19 protein-coding genes are annotated in these 21497 nt (G+C 60.8%); 11 read left to right on the forward strand and 8 right to left on the reverse strand.

From position 1 onward, the window contains the following. Nucleotides 1-135: 135 nt before the first annotated feature. The gene (locus HBN54_RS10645; protein ID WP_168673171.1) at nt 136-537 is read left to right on the forward strand and encodes a hypothetical protein; all 402 of its coding nucleotides are present in this window, start codon (nt 136-138) and stop codon (nt 535-537) included. On the opposite strand, the gene HBN54_RS10650 is transcribed toward HBN54_RS10645, so the two are convergent. The 3 genes from HBN54_RS10650 to HBN54_RS10660 form a co-directional block, all read right to left on the reverse strand. Continuing rightward, a complete protein-coding gene (locus HBN54_RS10650) occupies nt 538-2415 on the reverse strand; it encodes a glycoside hydrolase family 2 TIM barrel-domain containing protein (RefSeq protein ID WP_168673172.1) in 1878 nt (625 codons plus the stop codon). Between the two features lie 171 nt (nt 2416-2586). Next, nucleotides 2587-3384, reverse strand: coding sequence for a phosphatase PAP2 family protein (locus HBN54_RS10655; RefSeq protein WP_168673173.1), 798 nt, complete (start codon nt 3382-3384; stop codon nt 2587-2589). A 229-nt stretch (nt 3385-3613) separates the two neighbouring features. Further along, nucleotides 3614-4879, reverse strand: coding sequence for an asparagine synthetase B (locus tag HBN54_RS10660; protein WP_168673174.1), 1266 nt, complete (start codon nt 4877-4879; stop codon nt 3614-3616). Between the two features lie 254 nt (nt 4880-5133). On the opposite strand from HBN54_RS10660, the gene HBN54_RS10665 reads away from it, so the two are divergent. Both HBN54_RS10665 and HBN54_RS10670 read left to right on the forward strand, forming a co-directional pair. Beyond that, complete coding sequence (locus tag HBN54_RS10665; protein ID WP_168673175.1) at nt 5134-6372, forward strand: ABC transporter permease; 1239 nt, start codon at nt 5134-5136, stop codon at nt 6370-6372. A gap of 71 nt (nt 6373-6443) precedes the next feature. Then, nucleotides 6444-7280: a helix-turn-helix transcriptional regulator gene (locus HBN54_RS10670; protein ID WP_168673176.1), complete on the forward strand. Its 837-nt coding sequence runs from the start codon at nt 6444-6446 to the stop codon at nt 7278-7280. A gap of 189 nt (nt 7281-7469) precedes the next feature. Here the strand turns inward: HBN54_RS10670 and mtaB are convergent, their stop codons facing one another. After that, entirely contained in the window at nt 7470-8804 is a 1335-nt protein-coding gene (gene mtaB, locus HBN54_RS10675; RefSeq protein WP_168673177.1) for a tRNA (N(6)-L-threonylcarbamoyladenosine(37)-C(2))-methylthiotransferase MtaB, read from the reverse strand. Between the two features lie 30 nt (nt 8805-8834). Further along, entirely contained in the window at nt 8835-10697 is a 1863-nt protein-coding gene (locus HBN54_RS23985; protein WP_168673178.1) for an LTA synthase family protein, read from the reverse strand. 248 nt (nt 10698-10945) lie between these two features. Here HBN54_RS23985 and HBN54_RS10685 point away from each other — a divergent pair, with 248 nt between their 5' ends. Next, nucleotides 10946-13135 carry a glutamine synthetase III family protein gene (locus tag HBN54_RS10685; RefSeq protein WP_168673179.1) on the forward strand — a complete coding sequence of 730 codons (2190 nt, stop codon included), beginning with the start codon at nt 10946-10948 and terminating at the stop codon, nt 13133-13135. A gap of 127 nt (nt 13136-13262) precedes the next feature. On the opposite strand, the gene HBN54_RS10690 is transcribed toward HBN54_RS10685, so the two are convergent. Continuing rightward, a complete protein-coding gene (locus HBN54_RS10690; RefSeq protein WP_168673180.1) occupies nt 13263-13844 on the reverse strand; it encodes a hypothetical protein in 582 nt (193 codons plus the stop codon). 190 nt (nt 13845-14034) lie between these two features. On the opposite strand from HBN54_RS10690, the gene HBN54_RS10695 reads away from it, so the two are divergent. The 3 genes from HBN54_RS10695 (at nt 14035) to HBN54_RS10705 (ending at nt 16057) form a co-directional block, all read left to right on the forward strand. Continuing rightward, entirely contained in the window at nt 14035-14400 is a 366-nt protein-coding gene (locus HBN54_RS10695) for a hypothetical protein (protein ID WP_168673181.1), read from the forward strand. A 35-nt stretch (nt 14401-14435) separates the two neighbouring features. Then, entirely contained in the window at nt 14436-14963 is a 528-nt protein-coding gene (locus HBN54_RS10700) for a PAS domain-containing protein (RefSeq protein ID WP_168673182.1), read from the forward strand. A gap of 113 nt (nt 14964-15076) precedes the next feature. Then, on the forward strand, nt 15077-16057 hold the full coding sequence (locus HBN54_RS10705; RefSeq protein ID WP_168673183.1) for an NAD(P)H-quinone oxidoreductase: 981 nt from the start codon (nt 15077-15079) through the stop codon (nt 16055-16057). Nucleotides 16058-16291: 234 nt separating this feature from the next. Here HBN54_RS10705 and HBN54_RS10710 read toward each other — a convergent pair whose 3' ends face one another. Further along, nucleotides 16292-17740, reverse strand: coding sequence for a phytoene desaturase family protein (locus HBN54_RS10710; protein WP_168673184.1), 1449 nt, complete (start codon nt 17738-17740; stop codon nt 16292-16294). 281 nt (nt 17741-18021) lie between these two features. Here HBN54_RS10710 and ispG point away from each other — a divergent pair, with 281 nt between their 5' ends. Together ispG and HBN54_RS10720 are read left to right on the forward strand one after the other, a co-directional pair. After that, nucleotides 18022-20016 (forward strand): (E)-4-hydroxy-3-methylbut-2-enyl-diphosphate synthase, encoded by a 1995-nt coding sequence (gene ispG, locus HBN54_RS10715; protein WP_168673185.1) that lies wholly within the window; start codon nt 18022-18024, stop codon nt 20014-20016. 13 nt (nt 20017-20029) lie between these two features. Then, entirely contained in the window at nt 20030-20347 is a 318-nt protein-coding gene (locus HBN54_RS10720; protein ID WP_168673186.1) for a hypothetical protein, read from the forward strand. A 26-nt stretch (nt 20348-20373) separates the two neighbouring features. On the opposite strand, the gene HBN54_RS10725 is transcribed toward HBN54_RS10720, so the two are convergent. After that, the gene (locus HBN54_RS10725) at nt 20374-20835 is read right to left on the reverse strand and encodes a nuclear transport factor 2 family protein (RefSeq protein WP_168673187.1); all 462 of its coding nucleotides are present in this window, start codon (nt 20833-20835) and stop codon (nt 20374-20376) included. Nucleotides 20836-20940: 105 nt separating this feature from the next. Here HBN54_RS10725 and HBN54_RS10730 point away from each other — a divergent pair, with 105 nt between their 5' ends. Both HBN54_RS10730 and HBN54_RS10735 read left to right on the forward strand, forming a co-directional pair. Further along, nucleotides 20941-21114, forward strand: a complete 174-nt coding sequence (locus tag HBN54_RS10730) for a DUF6728 family protein (protein WP_168673188.1) — start codon at nt 20941-20943, stop codon at nt 21112-21114. A gap of 11 nt (nt 21115-21125) precedes the next feature. Next, a complete protein-coding gene (locus tag HBN54_RS10735) occupies nt 21126-21476 on the forward strand; it encodes an MmcQ/YjbR family DNA-binding protein (RefSeq protein WP_168673189.1) in 351 nt (116 codons plus the stop codon). Nucleotides 21477-21497 lie beyond the last annotated feature (21 nt).

Consider the following 21497-nt stretch of genomic DNA (forward strand, 5'->3'; position numbering starts at 1 on the left):
AGCGTACCGCAAAGATAACCCCCGAAAGGTCGGCGTGGTTCGGAAACCGGTCGCTACCCCGCCGCTAGCAGCAGAATGAGCAGTGAATGATTATGATGGTATTAAAAAAATAATTAAAATAGTTTTTCGTAGATTTTGATTTTCTGGCTGATAGATATCATATTTACAGAAAAAACATTTTCCTTACTTTCCGGCCTGCCATCCATTCACCTTTTACCTGCAACTCTTATGCAACATCGTGACCAAGAAGCCGGAACCGACGGTATGAAGCCAGTATGCTGCGCGCCATGTGAAGAAGACCAAGAACAAGTAGTCGTGTTTGAGCTGATTGTGCCCAAGGCGGCTAAAATAGCTTTGCCCCGCCAGCAGCCGGAAATTGGCCCGCTGACTTTGCGGGAGAACTCTGTGACGACTACCGTGCCGGGCCGGCTATACGTGCAGCGGCAGGCCAGCAATACCGCCACGCGGGCCGGCTGGTGCATGACGGCAACCTTAGCGGCGGCTTCCCCAACGGGCCTTCGCGCTAACCGGCGCTAGCTAGTGGGCGGCGGGGGCTGGTACCGGTTGCGGCGGCACCTGGTGCGAGTTCAGCAAGCCGGCGGGCACGCTTAGCGCACCGGTATGCGGGTCGAGCAAGCCGTTGCGCTCGTCTTCGATGTTGGTGGCCTGGGTATACACGTCGCCGGCAATGGGCCGCTGGCGCAACTCCTGCTTAAAGGCGCGAATGGTGTTGGTGCGGGCTTCCGCATCCTGCGGCCCGCCGTAGTCGGGAAAACCAAAACCGCCCCATTCGCTCACAATGAGCGGCACCTGGCGGCGGTAGAAAAACGGGTCGCCCACCACCAGCGGGAAGGCGGCGGTGCCCTCCAGCTCACCGCCCACCAGGCGGTCAAGCAGCTCCTGCCACCGGCTCAGGTCGGGGGTGTAGAGGTGGGCAGTGAGCAGGTCTGATTTCAGGCGGCCGGTGTAGGAAACGTGGTGCCAGCCGTCATTATCCACCACCAGAAACTGCGGGTAGGCAAGCTGCATAAAGTGGTAAGTATCCACGATGTACTGGCGGGTTTCGGGGTTGGTGGCAATGTCCTGGGCTCCCCAGTCCTCGTTATACAGGCTCCAGATGACGATGCTGGGATGGGTTTCGCTGAGCGTAACCAAGCGCAGGAGCTCGGCCCGGTGGTTTTGGCGGCTGCGGGCGGTGGAGCTGTGCGGGCTGGGCACTTCCACCCACAGCAGCAGGCCCAGCTCATCGGCCAGGTTATAGATGCGCGGGTCGATGCCGGCAATGTGCACCCGCACCAGGTTGCAGCCCAATTCCTTCATGGCGTGCATGTGGCGCTGCATTTCCTGGTAGGTGGCCTGCCCGGGCTGGTACAGAATGCCATCGAGATACACCGATTCGTTGTTGAGGTACACGTAGCGGCCCCGCGCCTCAATTTTGCGCAGGCCAAACAGCGTTTCAATCTGGGCCGCGTAGCCATCGGCGTGAATAAGCTGCGCTACCAGCCGGTAGCGGTGCGGCGCTTCCGGCGACCACAGCCGGGCTCCCGGCACTTCGAGCACCAGCCGCTGCTGCCACTGCCCGGCTACCAGCAGCAGGGGGAAGTCGGAGGTGGCCAGGGGCGTGGTGCGGTCTTTGGTGTCGACTTCAAAAGCCTGGAGGCGAATGATGTAAGCGCCGGCATCGTGAATGCGCAGCGTGAGATTGAAGCGCACCAGCTGGTCTTCCACGGCGCTTACTACGCCTACCCGGGAGCGCAGGCGGTTGCGCTCCACCATTTCGAGCCACACGCTGCGCACGGCCCCGGTATAGGTCTGGTACCAGATGCCACCCCGCTTGTAAACGTGCGATTCCTGCTTGCCGCGGGGCAGCTCGGCATCCATGGTATCGGCAATGCGGACCGTGAGGCGGTTGACGAGGTGCAGGTATTCTTCGTCCAGCTCATAGGAAAACGACGTGTATTCGCCCAGGTGAACCTCTTCGCCTTCAATGGTTTTCAGCGGCCTGCCGTTGAGCCACACCCGGGTGTCGTAGCCGCACGCCCCAAACGTGAGCTGAAGCATCAGCCGTTTCTGCGATTCGACTGCTTCTACTTCGGGTAGGTAGAATTCCCGCTCGTACCACACCACCACCTGGTCTTGCCACGCCGGGCCGTTCTGGTGGCCCCGCGCCTGGGCCAGGTGCTCTTCGACCGAGCCGGGCCACTGGGCGGCGTGCTCGTAAGCGTGGCCCAGGGCCCAGTTCTCGCGCAGGCCTACGTCTTCGGCGTCTTCGGCGAAGTGCCAAGTACCATCGAGCAGCATGTGGCCGTTCATCCGAAGCACGGCCCGGGGCAAGGGATTGGCGGCTTCGGCGGCGGCGGCCGCTTCGGGCTGACTGGCGGAGAGCGAGTAGTTTGCTTGATGCAGTTCGTCCATACGGATAGGAAGCGGAAAGACTGCCGGAGCCATCGGTGGCTGGCAACGTGCTGCTTACCAAACGAAAACAAGACGAATAATGATACAGCAGAAGCGGGCCCGCACTTTCAAAAAAAGCCGGCCCGCTTTCTGGTCGAAAGGAGCCGGCTTCTGCAAACGATGAATGTCGGGCTACGGCCGGAAGGCCAGCGCGGCTCCCGCGCCCGCGCCGGGCACGTAGGTGGGCACCAGCAGCAGCCGGTGGGCTAGGCGAGGCGGCAGCATTTTGGTAAGCGCGGGGTAGAGGTGCCACACGGTTTCGGCCGAAAGAAAGCCGATGGCGGCGCCGGCCAGCACGTCGGTGGCCCAGTGCTTATTGCCCATCAGGCGCATGGCCCCGGTGGCAGTGGCCACGGCGTAGCCGCTCACGCTCACCCACGGGTACTGGCGGCCATATTGCTCGTGCAGCAGCGTGGCCGTGAGAAAGGCCTGCGACGTGTGCGACGACGGGAAAGAGCTTAAATCCTGGGCGTTGTAGGGGCGGGGCTCGGCGGTGATGCGCTTGAGGTTGCTCACAATGCCTTCGTCCAGCTCGTGGGCCGCCAGGTAAATGAGCGTGAAGCCCACGGCCGAGCGTTCGCCCCGGTGGCCGGTGGCCATCAGGCCGTAGGCAATGGCCAGGGGTGCGTGGCGCGAGTAGTCGTCGATGCCATGGGCATCGAAGCCACCAAAAACTTCCTGCGTTTCGGCCTGCATGTCCTGCTTGGCCTGGAAGAGCACCGTGCTGTAGACGGGGCTGTGGGCCATCACGCCCACGGCCACCAGCGCCGACGGCACGGCAATGCGCAGGGCCACGGTGCGGCCCTTGTGCATGGGCCGCAGGGCCTGCACCGTCGAATCGGTAGGCGAATACGTGGGCTGGCCGGCCTTGGCCGGATGGGCAGCCAAACCACTCAGAACAAACAGGAACAAGCTTAAGCGTAGCAGCAAAGCGTAAGGATATTAATGTGGTCCTGAAAGTTAAGCCCTAAGTACCCTCATCATGAGCGCGAAACCGGTGAATGACGCGCTGCATGGGGCGAACAGCCGGTAAACTCCCGCCAAGGCGAATTGTCGGGCGCTGCACGAAGCCATTGGGGGCCGCCTGCCGGAGGTTTCAGGCCCAAAAAAAGCCCCAACCGGTGAAGGTTGGGGCTTGGCGCGGGGGGAGCGGAGCGGCTTAGGTTTTCTGCTTCTTCTTCTTGGCCGCCGGGAAGAGGATGTTGTTCAATATCAGCCGATAGCCAGGCGAGTTGGGGTGCAGGGCCAAATCGGTGGGCTCCTCACCCACCAGATGCTGGTAGTCCTCGGGGTCGTGGCCGCCGTAAAATGTCCAGGTGCCCTTGCCCAGTGTGCCGTGGATGTAGCGGGCCTCGCCGGTCTGCTTGGTTTCGCCCATCACAATGACGTCGGGCTTGATGAGGCTTTTGCGGAAGGCCGTGGTCTGGCCCATGAAACCATGGATGGTTTTGTCGTGGTTCTGGCAGAGCATGGTGGGCACCGGGTCGTACTTGGCCGAGTAGGTGAAAAGCGAGAAATAGTCGTTCTGCTCGCCCAGGCCGCGCTCGTTGGGCTGCATGTCGATGTTGGAGTACTCGTAGAAGTACGGGTCGCGCACCAGCTGGAAATTCTGGAAGGCCAGGCAGCGGTTGAAGTTGAGCTTGGATTGCGCGGCCGGGTCGGCCGGGTCGCCGTCGTACATGCTTTCCACCATGTCGACACCCAGGCCGGCCAGCGCAATGTCGTAGCTGTCGGTGGCCGAGCACATGGCGAACAGAAACCCGCCGCCGGCAATGAATTCCTGCATTTTGGTGGCCACCGTTCCTTTCATCTGGCTCACTTTGGCAAAGCCGTTGCGCTTGGCGGCGGCTTCGGCGTCGCGCACCTGCTGCTGGTACCAGGGGTAGTTGTGGTAGGTGGCGTAAAACTTACCGTACTCGCCCGTGAAGTCTTCGTGGTGCAGGTGCAGCCAGTCGTACTTGGGCAGCTCGCCCTTCAGCACCTCGTCGTCGTAAATCTGGGTGTAGGGAATTTCGGCGTAGGCCAGCACCATGGTCACGGCATCGTCCCAGGGCTGTTTGCCTTTGGGCGTGTACACCGCAATTTTGGGCACTTTCTCCAGCTTCATCACGTCCATGTTGGCGTTGGGGTCGGCTATTTCCTGCAGAATGCCGGTGTACTGCGCCTCGCTGATTACCTGGAAGCTGACGCCCCGCACGGCCAGCTCGTTCTCGGCCCCCGGCGTGCTCTCAAAGGCAAAGGAGCCGCCCCGGTAGTTGAGCAGCCAGTCGACGGGCACCTCGCGCTGGAGCAGCCAGAAAGCCACGCCGTAGGCCTTCAGGCACTCTTTCTGAGTATTGTCCATCGGGATAAATACGTGGTTGGCGCGGGCCGCCAGCGGGGCCACGGCCACGAGCAAAAGCAACAAAAAACGCTTGAGCAGCATAGTTTTTGGGGGAAAGAAACGCAGCAAACCAACGAGGTTGCCGCGCCAGTGGTTCAAGTTAAGCGTCGGCCGCCGAACTTTGGGCGTTACTGTTGCTGGTTGCCGGGCGATGTCGTCTGTCATCCTGAGCTTGCGAAGGACCTTATCACCGATGAACGGTTCTTTACTGCGAGTCTTGCTGATATTGTAAGGTCCTTCGCAAGCTCAGGATGACAGACGGCATAAAATTCCGCTACAAGAAATCAATTCAACCCATGAGCCCTTTCGAAAACGTCCGCGAAGCCTTCCGCTCCATCCGCGCCAACCTGCTACGCACCATTCTCACGGCCCTTATTCTCAGTATTGGGCTGTTTGCGCTGGTGGGCATCCTCACGGGCATCGACGCGATGAAGAATTCGCTGTCGGAAACCTTTGCCAGCCTCGGGGCCAACTCCTTCGAGCTGCATGCTAAGGGCTACAGCAACCGGGGCCGGCGCGGCGGCGTGCAGGCCAGGCAGTACCCGCCCATTAGCTTCCTGCAAGCCAAGCAGTATAAAAAGGCTATGGGCGACGATGCCCAGGTTGGCGTGTCGGCCTTCATTGCCGGGGCCGTGGAAATGAAAGCCAACGGCACCAAAACCAACCCCAACATGCAGGTGGTGGCCGGCGACGAAAATTACCTGCGAATAGAAGGCTACAACCTGGCCAATGGCCGCACCTTCTCGCAGGCCGAGCTCAACAGCGGGGCCAATGTGATGATAGTGGGCGACGAAATCCGCTCCAAGCTGTTCCCGAAGCAGAGCGCGGTGGGCAAGTACGTGGCCGCCCTGGGCCGCCGCTTCCTGATAGTGGGCCTGCTCGAAAAAAGCGGCAGCGGGGCCGGTGGGGGCGGGTCCGACCGCGTGGCGCTGCTGCCCCTCGAAACCGGCAACCAGATGCCCCGCCAGCGCGCCCTCACCTACGACGTGAAAACGGCCACCGCCGAGCACAGCACCCTCAACTTCGTCATGGGCCAGGCTACCGGCATCATGCGCGCCGTGCGGCACGACAAGCTGGGCCAGGAAGAAAGCTTCGTGGTCGAAAGCAGCGAGTCGCTGGCCAATGACCTGGATTCCATTTCGGGTAAGATGAAAGCCGGCGGCAGCATTATTGCCTTCGTCACGCTGCTTGGGGCCAGCATCGCCCTCATGAACATCATGCTGGTGTCGGTGACGGAGCGGACCCGTGAAATCGGTATCCGCAAGGCGCTGGGCGCGACGGCCCGCCAAATCCGGTTTCAGTTTCTGATGGAAGCCATTGTGATTTGCCTCATGGGCGGGGGCATGGGTATTCTGCTCGGCGTGCTCGGCGGTAACCTGGTGGCCAAGTTCGTGGGCTCGGGCTCCTTCCTCGTGCCGTGGGGCTGGATGGCGGCGGGCCTGGTTATCTGTGTGGGCGTGGGCATGGCCTCGGGCTACTACCCCGCCAGCAAAGCCGCCGCGTTGGACCCGATTGATTCGCTGCGCTACGAATAGTCAAAACGCAAAGCGGGGCTGCTAAGCGGCTTTTTTTATACATTTGCACAACTACTCATTTGTGTAAGTGTATGGCTGTGCCCGTTTCTGTCCCTATCGACCAGCGCTTTGCGCAACTCATTCAGCAGTTTGGGTTAACCAAAAACAGCTTTGCCATCTCCTTGGGCAAGACGGCCAGCGTGGTGCAACACCTCATCGATGGGCGCAACAAACCCGGTTACGACCTGCTGTGTAAGGTGTTTGAGATTTATCCAAATGTGTCCAGAGACTGGCTGTTGCTGGGCCGTGGGCCGATGCTGGTGAGCGGAGAGCACGCGCCAAAAGCAGTGGCACCACCAGCAGCTCCCACGCCGGAAGCCGCGTTCGAACCCATTGATTTATCCGATGTAGAGGTGCATGGGGCGCGGCGTTCCGGGCCGGGCGTGGCTGGTTCCCGGCTTCAGCCAGCCGAAATAGCGGCTACGCTGGCATTGGCTGCTGCCGCCAATCAGCCGGTGCGCGCCAATGGAGCCTCCGCTCCCAATGAGGCCGAAGTGCCCCAGCCCGCGCCAATTCCCGCCGCGCCCGCCGTGGCAGTAACTCCCGTGGCAACTCATGTTGCTGCCACTGTCGAAGCGCCCGTTGCGCCCGTTGCGCCCGCTGCTCCGGCCCCAGCAGCCCCAGGTGCCCCCCTGATTCAGGAGCCGGTACCAGCGTTGGCGGTTCCGCAGCCCACGCCTGCACCAGCCCCGGTAGTACCCGCGCCGGCTCCCAGCGCACCCGCACCCGAAGTTTATGTGGCGGCGGCATTGCATGCGCAACATTTACAGCACCAGCTGGCCCTCGCCGAAATGCGCAACCAGCACCTGCTGGAGCAGCAAAACATGCTGCGCGAAATGCTAGCCATGGCCCGGCAAAGCATGGTCTAGACCGCAGATTCTGCCGATTAAACGGATTGAACAGATTTTCACTTAGGCTACTAGAAAACGCCTTTCCGAACACGTAAAACAGCGAGGGCTGCCCAATGGGCAGCCCTCGCTGTTTTACGTGTTCCAGTTCGTGTTCTTCAAACGGATATCAGAATCTGTTCAATCCGTTTAATCGGCAGAATCTGCGGTTCAGACGAGAATACCCATTTCCTCGGCTTCCATCAGCCCGAAGGCATTCACGGCGGTGAGGCGTAGCGGCTTCATTTCACCCACCAGCAGCGGGTCGTATTTCGCCGCCACGCGGATGTAGTTGGGCGTGAAGCCCTCCATCTGGCCATTGGTCACATCATCTTCAAACAGCACTTCGGTTTCGAGGCCGAGGTGCTCTTCGTAGAAAAACCGCTTTTTCTTCTCCGAGAGGCTGCGCAATTGCGTGGTGCGCTCGTGCCGCACCCGGTCTTGCACCCGGCCGGGCAGGGTGGGGGCCAGCGTATCGGCTCGCTCCGAGTACGGGAAAACGTGCAGGTAGCTAATCGGCAGCTCGTTCAGGAAATTATAGGTGTCCAGAAAGTCCGCGTCCGTTTCGCCGGGAAAGCCCACGATGACATCGACCCCGATGCAGGCGTGTGGCATCAACTCCTTGATGCGGGCCACGCGCTGGGCGTAAAGCGCCCGCTTGTAGCGGCGGCGCATGAGGCCCAGAATCTTGTCCGAGCCGCTTTGCAGCGGGATGTGGAAGTGCGGCATGAAGCGCGCCGACGCCGCCACCGTGGTCAGAATCTCGTCGGTGAGCAGGTTGGGCTCGCAGCTGCTGATGCGGAAGCGGCGGATGCCGGCCACAGCATCGAGGGCCTGCACCAGCTGGGTGAAATCTTCGCGGCGCTCGCGCTCGGGGCCCTGAAGGCCGAAATCGCCGAGGTTCACGCCGGTGAGCACAATTTCCTTCACGCCGGTTTCGGCCAGCTTCTCCACGCGCGCTATCACGCTCGCTACGCTGCCCGAGCGGCTGCCGCCCCGCGCCAGCGGAATGGTGCAGAACGAGCAGGAATAGTCGCAGCCGTCCTGCACCTTCATAAAGGTGCGGGTGCGGTCGCCGAAGGAGTGCGCGGCCACAAACTCGGTGGCTTCGGAGATGGGAGAGGCATGCACCGCGCCGGGCTGCCCGGCGGCGGGCTTCTGAAAATCGGCCAGAATATCGACCAGCATAAATTTCTCGGCCGCGCCCAGCACGGCGCTCACGCCGGGAATGGCCGCAATTTCCTGCGGCTTGAGCTGGGCGTAGCAGCCCACAATGGCCACAAAGGCCTCCGGGTTGTGCTTCAGGGCCTGCTGCACCACCTTTCGGCACTTGCGGTCGGCGTGGTCCGTCACCGAGCAGGTATTGATAACGTAGAGGTCGGCCCCGGCCTCAAAAGGAATTTTCTGGAAGCCCTTTTCCTCAAACTGCCGGCCGATGGCCGACGTTTCGGAGAAGTTCAGCTTGCAGCCGAGGGTGTAAAAAGCAACGGATTGGGGGGTAGGCATAGTCCCGCAAAGGTACGGCCCGGGCGCGTTCTACTTGCGCGCAAAGTCTTCCATTGATACCTGCTCCATGGCCTGGCCCAGCTTCAGCTGGCTGTTGGGGGTGCCACGGTCGCGGTCCATAATGTGGCTGCCCACGTTATCGAAGGTGATGGTGCCCTGCGGCGAAACGGCGCCAAAACCATTATTAAAGCAGTAGTATACGAAGGGCGGGTTGTGCGGAGCCAGCAGGTTGCGGCTCCAGACGAAATTTTGAGCCGGTAATTGCAGCTGGTGCAGCAGTGTAGCGGCTACGTCGGTTTGCGAGCCCAGCGCACTGATTACCCGGCCACGGGCTTCGGGCCGTAGCGCGCCGCCGGCCAGCAGCAGCGGAATCCGGAATTTATTGGGGCTTTGGTTGGCGGAGTTGCCGGGCTGCTGGTGGCCATGGTCGGCTACCAGCACCAGTAGCGTATGAGCGTACCAGGGCTGTTTCTTGGCCTCCCGCAGGAATTTGCCCAGCGTGTAATCGGTGTAGTAAACCGAGTTGCGAAACTGCGCTACCTCGCTGGTGCCGGAGAAATGCGGCTTCATGGGCACCTCAAAAGGCTCGTGGCTGCTGAGGGTGAAGGCCGTGACGAAGAACGGCTGCGGCTGCTTACTTAGGTCGCCCAGAATACGGTCGAAAAGTACCCCGTCGTGCGCGCCCCATTTCGAGTTCTGGTCGGCCGCTGCAAAATCATTGCGCTCCGTAAACTTCTGATATCCGCCCGCTTGCAGGTAGCTGCGCATGTTGGCGAACGCCAGCTCGCCTCCGTAGTAGTAGTGCGAGCTGTAGCCCACCGAGGCCAGCGACTGACACAAATGGGGCAGGCGCTCTGTTTTGCGCGGGAACTTGATGATGCTGGTCGTGGGCTGGTTGGGGTAGCCCGAAAGCAGCGAAACCAGCCCTTTCTGGCTGCGGTCGCCGGCCGCGAAAATGTTGTTGAACTGAATACCAGTCCGGGCCAGGCTGTCGAGGTTGGGCGTCACGCCCTTCTCGCCGCCCACGCTGCCTACAAACTTAGAAGTGAAGCTTTCGAGGATGATAAACAGCACGTTGGGCCGGGGCTCGCTCAGCACCAGCGCCGACGAATCGGGCGGGGCCGGGGCACCCACCGCCAGCGGGTACAGGCCCGCCACCAGGCGGCGCGCCGTGCTGTCGGGCATGAAGGGCTTGATGGGCTTCTCGGCCGCGCGCAGTACCAGCGCACTTATCATATTCCAAGGCGCATTGAGGGCCGCGTGGTTGGCAAAGGCAATGCTGGAAAAATAGACGTCGCTCTGGTTCACCGGAATCTGCTGGGTGCCTCCCCGCAGCGGTACCACCAGCAGCGCGGCGTAGAGCAGGCTGGCCAGGGCCGCCCGGCCCCGCCCAAACCACGCGGGTAGCGGCACCAGCCGCCCTATCACTACCTTATATAAGAAGGTGCCCACACCCAGCAGGCCCAGCAGCAGCGCCAGCAGCAGGCCAATGGGTGCACTGCCCGCCGAAGCCGCCATTTCCTGCGGCGAGTTCAGGTATTGGAGGGGCGTATCGTCGAGCCGGAAACCCCACACGCGGTACAGCTCCAGGTCGGCCGTAACCAGCACGGCCAGCACAAGGCCGATAACGGCCGAATACCCCGTTATCAGCCGCTGCAAAGGAAAACGGGGCAGCAGACTGCCAATCACAAACAATAGGAACGGAATCAGGCAGACGTAGGCCGCAGCCGAAGCGTCCAGCCGCAGGCCGTGCCCCATACTTCCCAATACCTCCGCCACCGACAGTTGAGCCGTGGCCTTGTATTGGTACCCCAGAAACAAGCCCCGGCACAGCTCAAAAAATACCAGCCAGAAAAAAAAGTAGCGCGGCTGGAACGCAAAGCGGTTTTTCACGCCCTAAAGATAGAGCCCGCCGATACGCCCCAAAACATTGAGCCGTAATCGGCTTTGTCTTTATGAAGACCGAATTTTAAAAATTAGGTTAAAAAAAGAAGCCTGTTGTCGTGAAAAAGGGAGTGTATTTGAGAAAAAGGCTCAATAATTTAGGGTGGTTTGCTAAGAATTGTGATTCATGATTTATCTTTGCCCCCAGAATACGAACTCATCCGCCTCACTATTTTCCCGTTTGGTAGTCAATTCCTATGGCCATCCTCCGCTTTAAAGCTTTAGAACTCGTCAATCTGCGCCGCCCTATTACTGTGGCGCCCGCTGCCGCCCGTCGCTCCGACAGCTTTGGGCAAAGCGTGTTCAACCTGGAAGCCATGCGGGCTACCATGCCCGGTGACTATTTCAAAAAGCTGCAGGCTGCCATCAAGCAGGGCGCAACCGTGGAACGCAACGTGGCCGATGCCGTGGCTTCGGCCATGAAAACCTGGGCCATGGCCAAGGGCGCCACGCACTACACCCACTGGTTTCAGCCCCTGACTGGCGCTACCGCCGAAAAGCACGACTCCTTCTTCGACCTCAACTCCGACGGCCGGCCGATTGAGAACTTCAAGGGCTCGGCCCTCGTGCAGCAGGAGCCCGATGCCTCGTCGTTCCCCAACGGCGGCATCCGCAACACGTTTGAGGCCCGTGGCTATACCGCCTGGGACCCCACCTCGCCCGCTTTCATCATCGAAACGGTAGGGGCCAAAACGCTGTGCATTCCCACGATTTTCGTGGCCTACACCGGCGAAGCGCTCGACTACAAAGCCCCGCTGCTGAAGTCGCTGGCGCTGCTGGAAAAGTCGGCTCTCGACGTGTGCCACTATTTCGACAAAGACGTAAACCGCGTGAACACCACGCTGGGCATCGAGCAGGAGTACTTCCTGGTTGACAAGGCGTTGTACGACGCCCGCCCCGACCTCGTGCTCACCGGCCGCACGCTGTTCGGCCACATTCCCGCCAAAGGCCAGCAGCTTGACGACCATTATTTCGGCTCGATTCCGGCCCGCGTGCACGGCTTCATGCTGGAGTTTGAGGAAGAGGCCAACCTGCTCGGCATTCCGCTGCGCACCCGCCATAATGAGGTGGCCCCCAATCAGTTTGAGTGCGCCCCCACATTTGAGGATGCCAACCTGGCTGTCGACCACAACCAACTCCTGATGGACGTGATGGCCCGCGTGGGTGAGCGTCACAACTTTAAAGTGCTGCTGCACGAGAAGCCCTTTGCCGGCGTAAACGGCAGCGGCAAGCACAACAACTGGGCGATGAGCACCGATACCGGTGTGAACCTACTCGCCCCCGGCCGCCGCCCCAAGGAGAACCTGCAGTTCCTGGCCTTCCTCATCACCACTATCAAAGCGGTGCACCGCTACGCCGACTTGCTGCGTTCGAGCATCGCCTCGGCCAGCAACGACCACCGCCTGGGGGCCAACGAGGCCCCGCCGGCCATCATGTCGGTGTTCCTGGGCTCGATGCTGGACGGCGTGCTCGACGAGCTGGAGCGCACCGCCAAGCTGCCGCTTGACAAGGGCGACAACATTTACCTGAAGCTGGGCATCGACAAGATTCCCGCCATTCTGCTCGACAACACCGACCGCAACCGGACCTCGCCGTTCGCCTTCACCGGCAACAAGTTTGAGCTGCGCGCCGTGGGCTCGTCGGCCAACTGCTCCTCGGCCATGACGGTGCTAAACACCATCGTTGCCACGCAGCTCATCGATTTTAAGCAGTCGGTTGATGCCCTGATTGAGGAAGGCAAGAAGAAAGAAGTGGCCATTGTGGAGATTCTCCGCGAGTATGTAATATCTTCGAAGAATATTCGTTTCGAGGGCAACGGTTACTCCGATGAGTGGAAGGACGAAGCCGAGAAGCGTGGCCTTAGCAACATTGCTACCACGCCTCAGGCTTTGGATGCCCTGATTCGTGAGGACGCCGCCGACCTGTTTGCCCGCCACAACATCTTCTCGGAAGTGGAGCTACACGCCCGCCACGAGATTTTGCTGGAGGAATACCAGAAGAAAATTCAGATTGAAAGCCGCGTAATGGGCGATTTGGCCATCAACCACATCATCCCGACCGCACTTTCATACCAGACCAAGCTGGTGGACAACGTGCGCGGCCTGCGTGAGCTCGGCCTCGACGACGAGCACAGCCAGGTAACGCTGGAAATGATTAAAGCCATTTCCCGCTACGTTTCAACCATCAAGACCAACGCCGACGCTATGACGGAGGCGCGTAAGCAAGCCAACAAAATCGAAGATGCCCGCGAAAAGGCGGTCGCATACTGCGAAGAAGTGAAACCAAAATTCGACCCCATCCGCCGCGCCGTTGATAAGCTGGAGCAGATGGTGGCCGACGAGGACTGGCCTCTGGTGAAGTACCGCGAACTATTGTTCAGCCGGTAATTCGTCAGCGGACGGAATCGGGTCCGGTGTTGGGTGGGAATTCTCGCCGCGCCCCGGTTTTGAAAGAGCCATCTCGGGTGAGGTGGCTTTTTTTGGTGAACGGCCGCAATCGTTTGCAGTCCCGACTTTAGCCGTCTGATTCCGAAATCTTATCTGCCCGGTGTATTTTGGGCGTTTTTGGGACTTTAGGAGCAGGGGCGGCCAGTAGGAGGGGCAGGCGGGGCGTTTTCGCGTCGTCGGCGTCGTTGGCCAGCACCTCGGCGCTGCTGCCGGGGTCAGGTACCAGCATTTTCCAGGTGGCACTGCGCAGCTCGTCGAGCTTGTCCAGCGCTTCGCTGATGGTGGGATTGGCCTTCAGCTTGTCAAATAAGCCGCTTTTGTTGCCCACGGTGATTAGCTTTTCAATGACAAAGGGCAGCACCCAGCCCACCACGTTAGACGCCAGCGCCCCGCGCAGGCCCAGGCGCAGCAGCAGGCGCACGGTCATCTGCTCGATGAGCAGGACGCGGGCGGCGGGCAGCGCTTTATCGGCCAGGAAATCGGCCACCAGCTTGAGGTTGCCTTTTTCTACTTCGGCGCGCAGCACGTCCTGCACGCTATCTAGGGCGCGGGCGGCCAGCTGGCGAAACAAGCGGCCGGTTTGCCAGGCCGCCAGGCCAGTGAGGCGGGCGGCCCCGAGTATAGCAGGCAGGAAGCGCGGTTTTTTCATGATTTGATAACGAAATAGTGGGCCTGGGTGCCTTGCACAAGGAACGCAGCAATGCTCAAATGGGTTAGGAGCGCGGGTGAGTAGTGATGGGAGAGGACAACGGAAAATTTGAAATTATCGCTAATTTCTATTGCACCTTTAACCCCCCACCTATTAATTTTCTGCCCAAGAGAGGTGTTTTTTCTTCTGTATGTCTGATTTGCTGCTGGATATAAACTTACAACATCTGCCGGATGACTATCTGGGGGGCGAATGGCGGGTAGCCAGTCGGGTGCTGAACCGCAACGACCCCGGCAGCCCGCTGGCCCTGGCCGAGCAGCTGGCGCTCATGCCGGGCCACTTGGAAACCACGCCCGCGCCGCCCGGCCCCGGCCAGACCGGCAATTGGGCCGTGCTGCGCGACGAGCTCATGAACCGGCCGTATCTCAACTTCGAGCTGCCCAACGAGGCCACGCGTGCCCTGGTCACGCGCATGCGCCGCTCGGCCGATGGCTTGCATAGCCAGCTGAACCTGTACTTTGCGTCGGGTATGGAAATGCAGCTCGACCGCGCCTAGTATTTTCTCATTTTGGTTTTTAAGCTTCTCTACTCGTGAGCACTCCGCAAGCAGTTACCCCATTGCCCGCCATCGCCCAAAACGGGCTGGTTGGGCCCGAGCAGTTCACCTTTTTGGCTGATGTGATTCCGCAGCTGGTCTGGATTACCGACCAGAATGGGTTTCATACCTATTTTAATCAGCGCTGGACGGCCTTTACGGGCTACGTATTGGCCGACAGCGTGGGGCCGGATATGTGGAACAACCTGCTGCACCCCGATGACCGCGCCCGCGCCCGGGAGGTGTGGGGCCACTCGCTGGCAACCGGCGATGATTATAACATTGAGTATCGCTTCAAGGCCAAGGATGGCTCGTACCGCTGGTTTCTGGGGCAGGCCCTGCCGCGCCGGGGCGATGACGGCCAGATTATCGCCTGGTTTGGCACCTGCACCGATATTCAGGAGCAGCGCCAGATGCGCGAGCAGCTGGAAGCCGCCTATTCGGACCTCGAAGCCAAGGTGATGTTCCGGACGCTGGATTTGGAGCGCGAGGTGAAGGAGCTGCGCGAAGCGGCTGGGAAGTAGTAGATTATCGAATAAGTGGTATTTGAAACGGCTCCTCGGAGCCGTTTTTCGTTAGTAGACGTGGCACTTGCCAATTCACCGGGCCGCTCAGGCTGCCCCAGCGTTTTCTACTTATGAATGCCATTGTTATCCAGCAGGCCGGCGGGCCTGAGGTTCTGCAGCTTCGGCCGCAACCCAAGCCCACGCCTGCCGCCCACGAAGTGCTCATCCGCGTACACGCCGCCGGCGTGAACCGGCCCGATGTGCTGATGCGCCAGGGCAAATATGCCGGCAGCGGCGACGTAGCCGGCCTGGTACCCGGCCTGGAAATAGCCGGCACTATCGAAATCGCCGGCACCGACGTGACGCGCTGGCACCCCGGCGATGCCGTGTGCGCCCTGCTGCCCGCCGGTGGCTATGCCGAGTACGCCGTGGTAGATGCCCGCCACTGCCTGCCCGTGCCCGCCGTCCTAAGCATGATAGAAGCTGCCGCCTTGCCCGAAACCGTGTTCACGGTGTGGCACAACGTGTTTCAGCGCGGCAACCTGCAGCCCGGTGAGACGCTGCTGGTGCACGGCGGCAGCAGCGGCATTGGCACCACGGCCATTCAGTTGGCGCGGGCACTGGGCAGCCCCGTGGCCATCACGGCCGGCGATGAAGCCAAGTGCAGCGCCTGCCGGGAGTTGGGTGCCGACTGGGCCATCAACTACAAAGCCGAAGACTTTGAAGAAGTGCTAAACGCAGAGGGCGTGGACGTGGTGCTCGACATGATTGGCGGCGACTACATCGCCAAAAACCTGCGCCTGCTGAAGGACGATGGCCGCCTGGTATTCATAAATGCCATGCAGGGTGCCAAGGGCGAATTCAACGCGCTGGAAGTGATGCGCCGCCGCCTGAGCATCACGGGCAGCACCTTGCGGCCCCGCTCGGCCGATTTTAAGGCGGCGCTGGCCGCGGAGGTGGAAAAGCACGTTTGGCCTCTGATTGCTGCCGGGAAGTTTCGGCCGGTCATGTACAAAACCTTCCCATTAGCCGAAGCTTCGGCGGCGCACGAGCTAATGGAAAGCAGTGCCCACATTGGGAAGATTGTACTGGAAGTCAACGTTGCGGATTAGCCGCATAGCGGCGACAGGTTTGTAGAAAAACACACAGGTAAGCGGTAAAGCCGCGTAGCGGCGACAGGCTTTCCAGTATTTCTGTCACCGCTACGCGGCTTTATTCTACTTCTCTGCTGCTTACTACAAACCTGTCGCCGCTACGCGGCTAGTTTGCAAATTGGACAATGTTAGAGGAGCGCGAGGTTTTTCTTAGCAAGAGGCGGCCGGCTGGAAGTTGCTCCCGGCCCTCGTTTACTCCCCGTGTAGCGGTGGTGCGGGCAGCCGGAATATATCGCGCAGGGCGCGGCGAGCCGCGTAATAGCCGCACATGCCGTGTACGCCGCCGCCGGGAGGCGTGGCCGAGGAACACAGATACAGTCCCCGTTGCGAGGTGCGGTAGGGCGAGGCCCGTAGGGCCGGACGCGTGAACAGCTGGCCAATATCAAGTACCCCGCCGTTGATGTCGCCGCCCACGTAGTTGGGGTTGTACTCCTCCATCTGGGCCGTGTCGAAAGTGTGGCGGGCCAGAATGCGGTCGCGAAAGCCGGGCGCAAACCGTTCCACCTGACACTCGATGGCGGCCGTCATGTCCACGCGTGAGCCGTTGGGGACGTGGCAGTAGGCCCAGGCGGTATGCTGCCCGGCCGGGGCGCGGGTGGCGTCAAAGAGGCTTTGCTGGGCCAGCAGTACGAAGGGCCGGGCCGCGTGCTGGCCCCGTGCCGAGGCTTGCTCACTGGCGGCAATCTCGGCCAGCGTATTGCCCAGGTGAATGGTGCCGGCTTGGGCACATTCGGGCGCGGTGAAGGGAATGGGCGCGGCCAGCGCCCAATCGATTTTGAATACGCCCATGCCGTAGCGGTAGCGCCGCAGCTGCCACTGGTAAATACTCGACAGGCTGTGCCCGGCAATCTGGAGCAGCTGCGCCGGCGTGACGTCGAGCAGCACCGCCCGCGCCGCTGGCAGCTGCGCCAGCGAGCGCACGTAAGTCCCGGTTTCGACCCGCCCGCCCAGGGCCACGAAGTGCGCCAGCAACGCATCGGCAATGGCCTGCGAGCCGCCTTTGGGAAGGGGCCAGCCGCCGCGGTGGGCCGCAATGAGCAGCACCAGGGCAGCGGCCGAAGTGGTGAGGTTGCTCAGCGGCTGTATGGCGTGGGCGGCCATGCCGGCGAGTAGGCCTTTGGCTTTTTCGTGGGTGAAGCGCCGCGCCAGTACCGTGGCCGGGAGCAGCGCTGAGAGGCCAAACCGGGCCATATCGAGTGGGTGCCGGGGGAAATGCAGCGGGGCCAGCACGTCGTTGGCAATGTTTGGCCACCGGGCCACGAGCGGGCCGAGCAGACGCTGGTAGGCCTCGGCATCAAGGCCAAGGCTACTAGCGGTGTCGGTCAGCGACGCGGCCACGGCGGCGGTGCCGTCGTCGAACGGGTGGGCGGCGGCTACGGGCGGCGTGAGGTATTCCAGCCCGTAGCGGGCCAGCGGCAGCGTTTGGAAATAGGGCGAGGCCGCCGCCAGCGGGTGAATGGCGGAGCAGATATCGTGGCGAAAACCGGGCAGGGTGAGCTCGGCCGTGCGCAGGCCGCCGCCTATTTCCCGCTTGCCTTCGAGCAGTAGCACCGACAAGCCCGCCTGCTGCATCACAATGGCCGCCGCCAGCCCATTAGGGCCGGAACCAACGACGACTGCATCATAGCTGGGCGTACTCATGTGGGGCGGGGTTGAGGGTGTATTATTATGTAAAAGAACGTCGACAATTTCTCATCTCAAGCCGGCCAACCGCCTCGTCATTCAATCGCAACAATCGGGCTGACTGGCTCAGGCGTTGCAGAAACATGGTTAGGCGTGGGTCATTCGAAGCTCAAGGGGGAAGCAGTACCAGTTGCTCAGTTAGCCAACAGAATCGCGCATTCGCGCTACGCCGCCGCCCGCTAAGGCTTTACCTTTGCCATACGGCGCAACTTTCGCCCACCGCCCCTGGTTTTTGGATTATGAACAAAACGTATTGCCCCAGCCTCACTGAATACAAGCGCCGCGTGGCCCGCGTGGTTAACATTGGCGGCGTGCCGATGGGCGGCGACTACCCCATCCGCGTGCAGAGCATGACCACCGTGGACACGATGGACACGATGGGCTCGGTGGAGCAGACGCTGCGCATGGTAGAGGCCGGCTGCGAATACGTGCGCATCACCGCGCCCAGCATGAAGGAGGCTCAGAACCTGCTGGAAATCAAGAAGGAGCTGCGCAAGCGGGGCTGCAACGTGCCGCTCATCGCCGACATTCACTTTACGCCCAATGCCGCCGAGCTGGCCGCCCGCATCGTGGAGAAAGTGCGCGTGAACCCCGGCAACTACGCCGATAAAAAGAAGTTCGAAGAAATTGAATACACCGACGCCACCTACGCGGCCGAGGTGGAGCGCATCCGCGAGCGGTTCCGGCCGCTGGTCCAGATTTGCAAGCAGCACGGCACCGCCATGCGCATCGGCACCAACCACGGCTCGCTGAGCGACCGGATTCTAAGCCGCTATGGCGATACGCCCCTGGGCATGGTGGAGTCGGCGCTGGAGTTCCTGCGCCTCTGCGAAGAGGAAAACTACTACGACGTGGTGCTGAGCATGAAGGCCAGCAACACCCAGGTGATGGTGCAGGCCTACCGCCTGCTGGTGCAAAAGCTCGACGAAGAAGGCCTGCAGCCCTACCCGCTGCACCTGGGCGTGACCGAGGCCGGCGAGGCCGAAGACGGCCGCATCAAGAGCGCCGTGGGCATCGGCACGCTGCTTGAAGACGGCCTCGGCGATACCGTGCGCGTGTCGCTCACCGAAGCCCCCGAAGCCGAAGCCCCGGTGGCCCGCATGCTGATTGACCGCTACACGGGGCGGGCGGCCACGGCCCGGCCCATCAAGCCGCTGGTGGGCGAGGAGCCCATCAATCCGTTCCAGTATTTCCGCCGCCACACCCACGAGGTGGCCAATTTCGGCGGGCAGAACGTGCCCCGTGTGGTAGCCGATTTATCGCGCCTGCCACACCTGGAGTACGCCGACCTGCGCGCCGCCGGCCACCTGTATTCGCCCTTCCTCGATAAGTTTCAGATGGGCGACCTCGGGGCCGACTACATCTACACCGGCGAGCGGCCCGTGCCCTACATGCTGCCCAACGGCCTGAAGGAAATCGTGACCTTCACGGCCTGGCGTGACGCCGGCCACCGTCCCGAGCATTACCCACTAATGACGCCCGACGGCTACCTGGCCACCACGCCCGCGCAGCGCCATCCGCAGCTCAATTTCCTGCTGGCCGACCTGGCGGCTCTCACGCCCGAAATGCTTCAGCACCTGCTCATCGACCACACCGTGGTGCTGACGCTGGAAACCAGCAACGCCCACGCCATGCCGGAGCTGCGCCGGGCCTTTTTCGACCTCATCAATGCCGGCATCACCTGCCCGGTGGTGGTGCGCCGCTGCTACACCGTCGATAACCCCGCCCAAACCCAGCTCGATGCCGCTACCGACGTGGGTGGTTTGCTCATCGACGGCCTCGGCGACGGCATTGCGCTCTGCACCGACGCCCTGCCCAACCAGGAGCAGGAAGCCTGGCTGCGCGATATCGATACCCTGAACCAGCTCAGCTTCGGCATCCTGCAGGCGGCGCGCACGCGCATGAGCAAAACCGAATACATCAGCTGCCCCAGCTGCGGCCGCACCCTGTTCGATTTGCAGGAAACCACGGCCATGATTCGCAAGCGCACCGACCACCTTAAGGGCATCAAAATCGGCATCATGGGCTGCATCGTGAACGGCCCCGGCGAAATGGCCGATGCCGACTACGGCTACGTGGGCGTGGGCAAGGGCAAAATTGCCCTCTACCGTGGCCAGGAAGTCATCAAGAAATCGGTGCCCGAAGAACGGGCCGTGGACGACCTGATTGAGTTGATGCGCGAGGACGGGAAGTGGATTGAGAAGGAGGTGGTGGAGGAGCCGGTGGGAGTTTAGTTTGTTTTTGCGAATGAAAATCCAATTGTTTGCCGGCTCAATTGACCTTGGGATAGTTGAGTCAAAAGTTATTGATGATTCAATGGGAGTAGTCGGAGGTGTTTTACAGCCTTCAATGGCTTATTTAACGAAATTTCAGTCCTATTTCCGTTCACATACACTACAGTCCAATTGGACAGTATTGGCAGATTTAGAGTTAAAAGGAGTAATTGATTTTGATAAAACGCTGGAATGTGCCGGCGGCATTTGCCTCACCGACATCGAAGAATGTGATGAAATTAACGTAGAATTCTGCGGACTTAATCAGCATGTAATGAGTATGATTAGGTAGTGGGTTGCGGTAATTAATTAGGAAGACTACCTACACTTTTCCTTGCGCCGCGTGTCAATGACGTGCGCGATTTTCCAGCCCTCAGCCAGCTTCACCAGCTGGAACGAGTCGTAGCCGCAGTGGCTGAACTTGCTGCCCAGGTAGAACTCGTAGGGTGCCCACACACTGGCTAAGTTGGCATCGATGAGCACGCGCTCGAACTGCACCCGTTCGTCCCAGATTTCGGGGTGGGGCGTGCCCACGGCTTTCAGGAAGCCGTTGATAGATTCGATTTCCAGCGTGGGCGGCTGGCTGGGCTTGCCGCCAAAACCGTGGAACACGGCCGCCGGGGCCAGGGTGCGGCGTACGGCGGTACTGTCGCCGCGCCGCATGCCATCGAAAAACGCGGTGACGGTTTGCTTTACGGCATCTGCCTCAGCAGGAGCTTTTTGGGCGTGAAGGGCGGGGGTGGAGAGGGCTAGTAGCAGCGGGAGCAGCAGGCGTTTCATCGGTTTCACTTTTAGGCGGCAATAAGTCCTAAAGAAAGCAGGCCGCGCTGCAAATCTTTCTGGCGCGGCGAATGTTACCTTAGTGACTTCTAAATCTGCTTTGATATGAACGGCAAGAACCTTTTCAACTTCGGTCCCGTGCTCGGTTATTACTTCCGTAAGAACGACCCCAACCGCAAGAACAACTTCAATATGAAGACCATGCACTTCATCAATAAGCTCAGCCTGGCGATGTTCCTGGTATGCCTGGTGGTGATGTTCGTGCGCTATGTGCTGTAGGCTGACTTCATATGAACATTGAGGATTTCCGCGATTACTGCTTGCTGAAAGCGGGAGTGACTGAGCACACGCCTTTTGGACCCGATACGCTGGTGTTCAAAGTTGGTGGTAAAATGTTCGCCCTGACCGACATCAATACCTTCGCCAGCATCAACCTGAAGTGCGACCCCGAGCGGGCCGTCGAGCTGCGTGAGGCGCACGACTACGTGCTGCCTGGCTATCACATGAACAAGCAGCTTTGGAACACGGTGCTCATCGGGGCCGGCGCGCCGGATGGCCAGCTCCGCGAGCTGATTGACCATTCGTATGAGTTGGTCCGGGCATCGTTGCCGAAGGCGGTAAAGGCAACGCTGGAGGAATAACTAAAACACGTCATGCTGAAC

It is taken from the genome of Hymenobacter artigasi, from assembly GCF_012275535.1.
Lineage (GTDB): Bacteria > Bacteroidota > Bacteroidia > Cytophagales > Hymenobacteraceae > Hymenobacter > Hymenobacter artigasi.

Coding starts and splice junctions, on each gene's coding strand:
- HBN54_RS10650 (WP_168673172.1), bottom strand. CDS start 2,415: ATGGACGAACTGCATCAAGCAAACTACTCGCTCTCCGCCAGTCAGCCC.
- HBN54_RS10660 (WP_168673174.1), bottom strand. CDS start 4,879: ATGCTGCTCAAGCGTTTTTTGTTGCTTTTGCTCGTGGCCGTGGCCCCG.
- HBN54_RS10665 (WP_168673175.1), top strand. CDS start 5,134: ATGAGCCCTTTCGAAAACGTCCGCGAAGCCTTCCGCTCCATCCGCGCC.
- HBN54_RS10670 (WP_168673176.1), top strand. CDS start 6,444: ATGGCTGTGCCCGTTTCTGTCCCTATCGACCAGCGCTTTGCGCAACTC.
- mtaB (WP_168673177.1), bottom strand. CDS start 8,804: ATGCCTACCCCCCAATCCGTTGCTTTTTACACCCTCGGCTGCAAGCTG.
- HBN54_RS10685 (WP_168673179.1), top strand. CDS start 10,946: ATGGCCATCCTCCGCTTTAAAGCTTTAGAACTCGTCAATCTGCGCCGC.
- HBN54_RS10690 (WP_168673180.1), bottom strand. CDS start 13,844: ATGAAAAAACCGCGCTTCCTGCCTGCTATACTCGGGGCCGCCCGCCTC.
- HBN54_RS10695 (WP_168673181.1), top strand. CDS start 14,035: ATGTCTGATTTGCTGCTGGATATAAACTTACAACATCTGCCGGATGAC.
- HBN54_RS10705 (WP_168673183.1), top strand. CDS start 15,077: ATGAATGCCATTGTTATCCAGCAGGCCGGCGGGCCTGAGGTTCTGCAG.
- HBN54_RS10710 (WP_168673184.1), bottom strand. CDS start 17,740: ATGAGTACGCCCAGCTATGATGCAGTCGTCGTTGGTTCCGGCCCTAAT.
- ispG (WP_168673185.1), top strand. CDS start 18,022: ATGAACAAAACGTATTGCCCCAGCCTCACTGAATACAAGCGCCGCGTG.
- HBN54_RS10720 (WP_168673186.1), top strand. CDS start 20,030: ATGAAAATCCAATTGTTTGCCGGCTCAATTGACCTTGGGATAGTTGAG.
- HBN54_RS10725 (WP_168673187.1), bottom strand. CDS start 20,835: ATGAAACGCCTGCTGCTCCCGCTGCTACTAGCCCTCTCCACCCCCGCC.
- HBN54_RS10730 (WP_168673188.1), top strand. CDS start 20,941: ATGAACGGCAAGAACCTTTTCAACTTCGGTCCCGTGCTCGGTTATTAC.
- HBN54_RS10735 (WP_168673189.1), top strand. CDS start 21,126: ATGAACATTGAGGATTTCCGCGATTACTGCTTGCTGAAAGCGGGAGTG.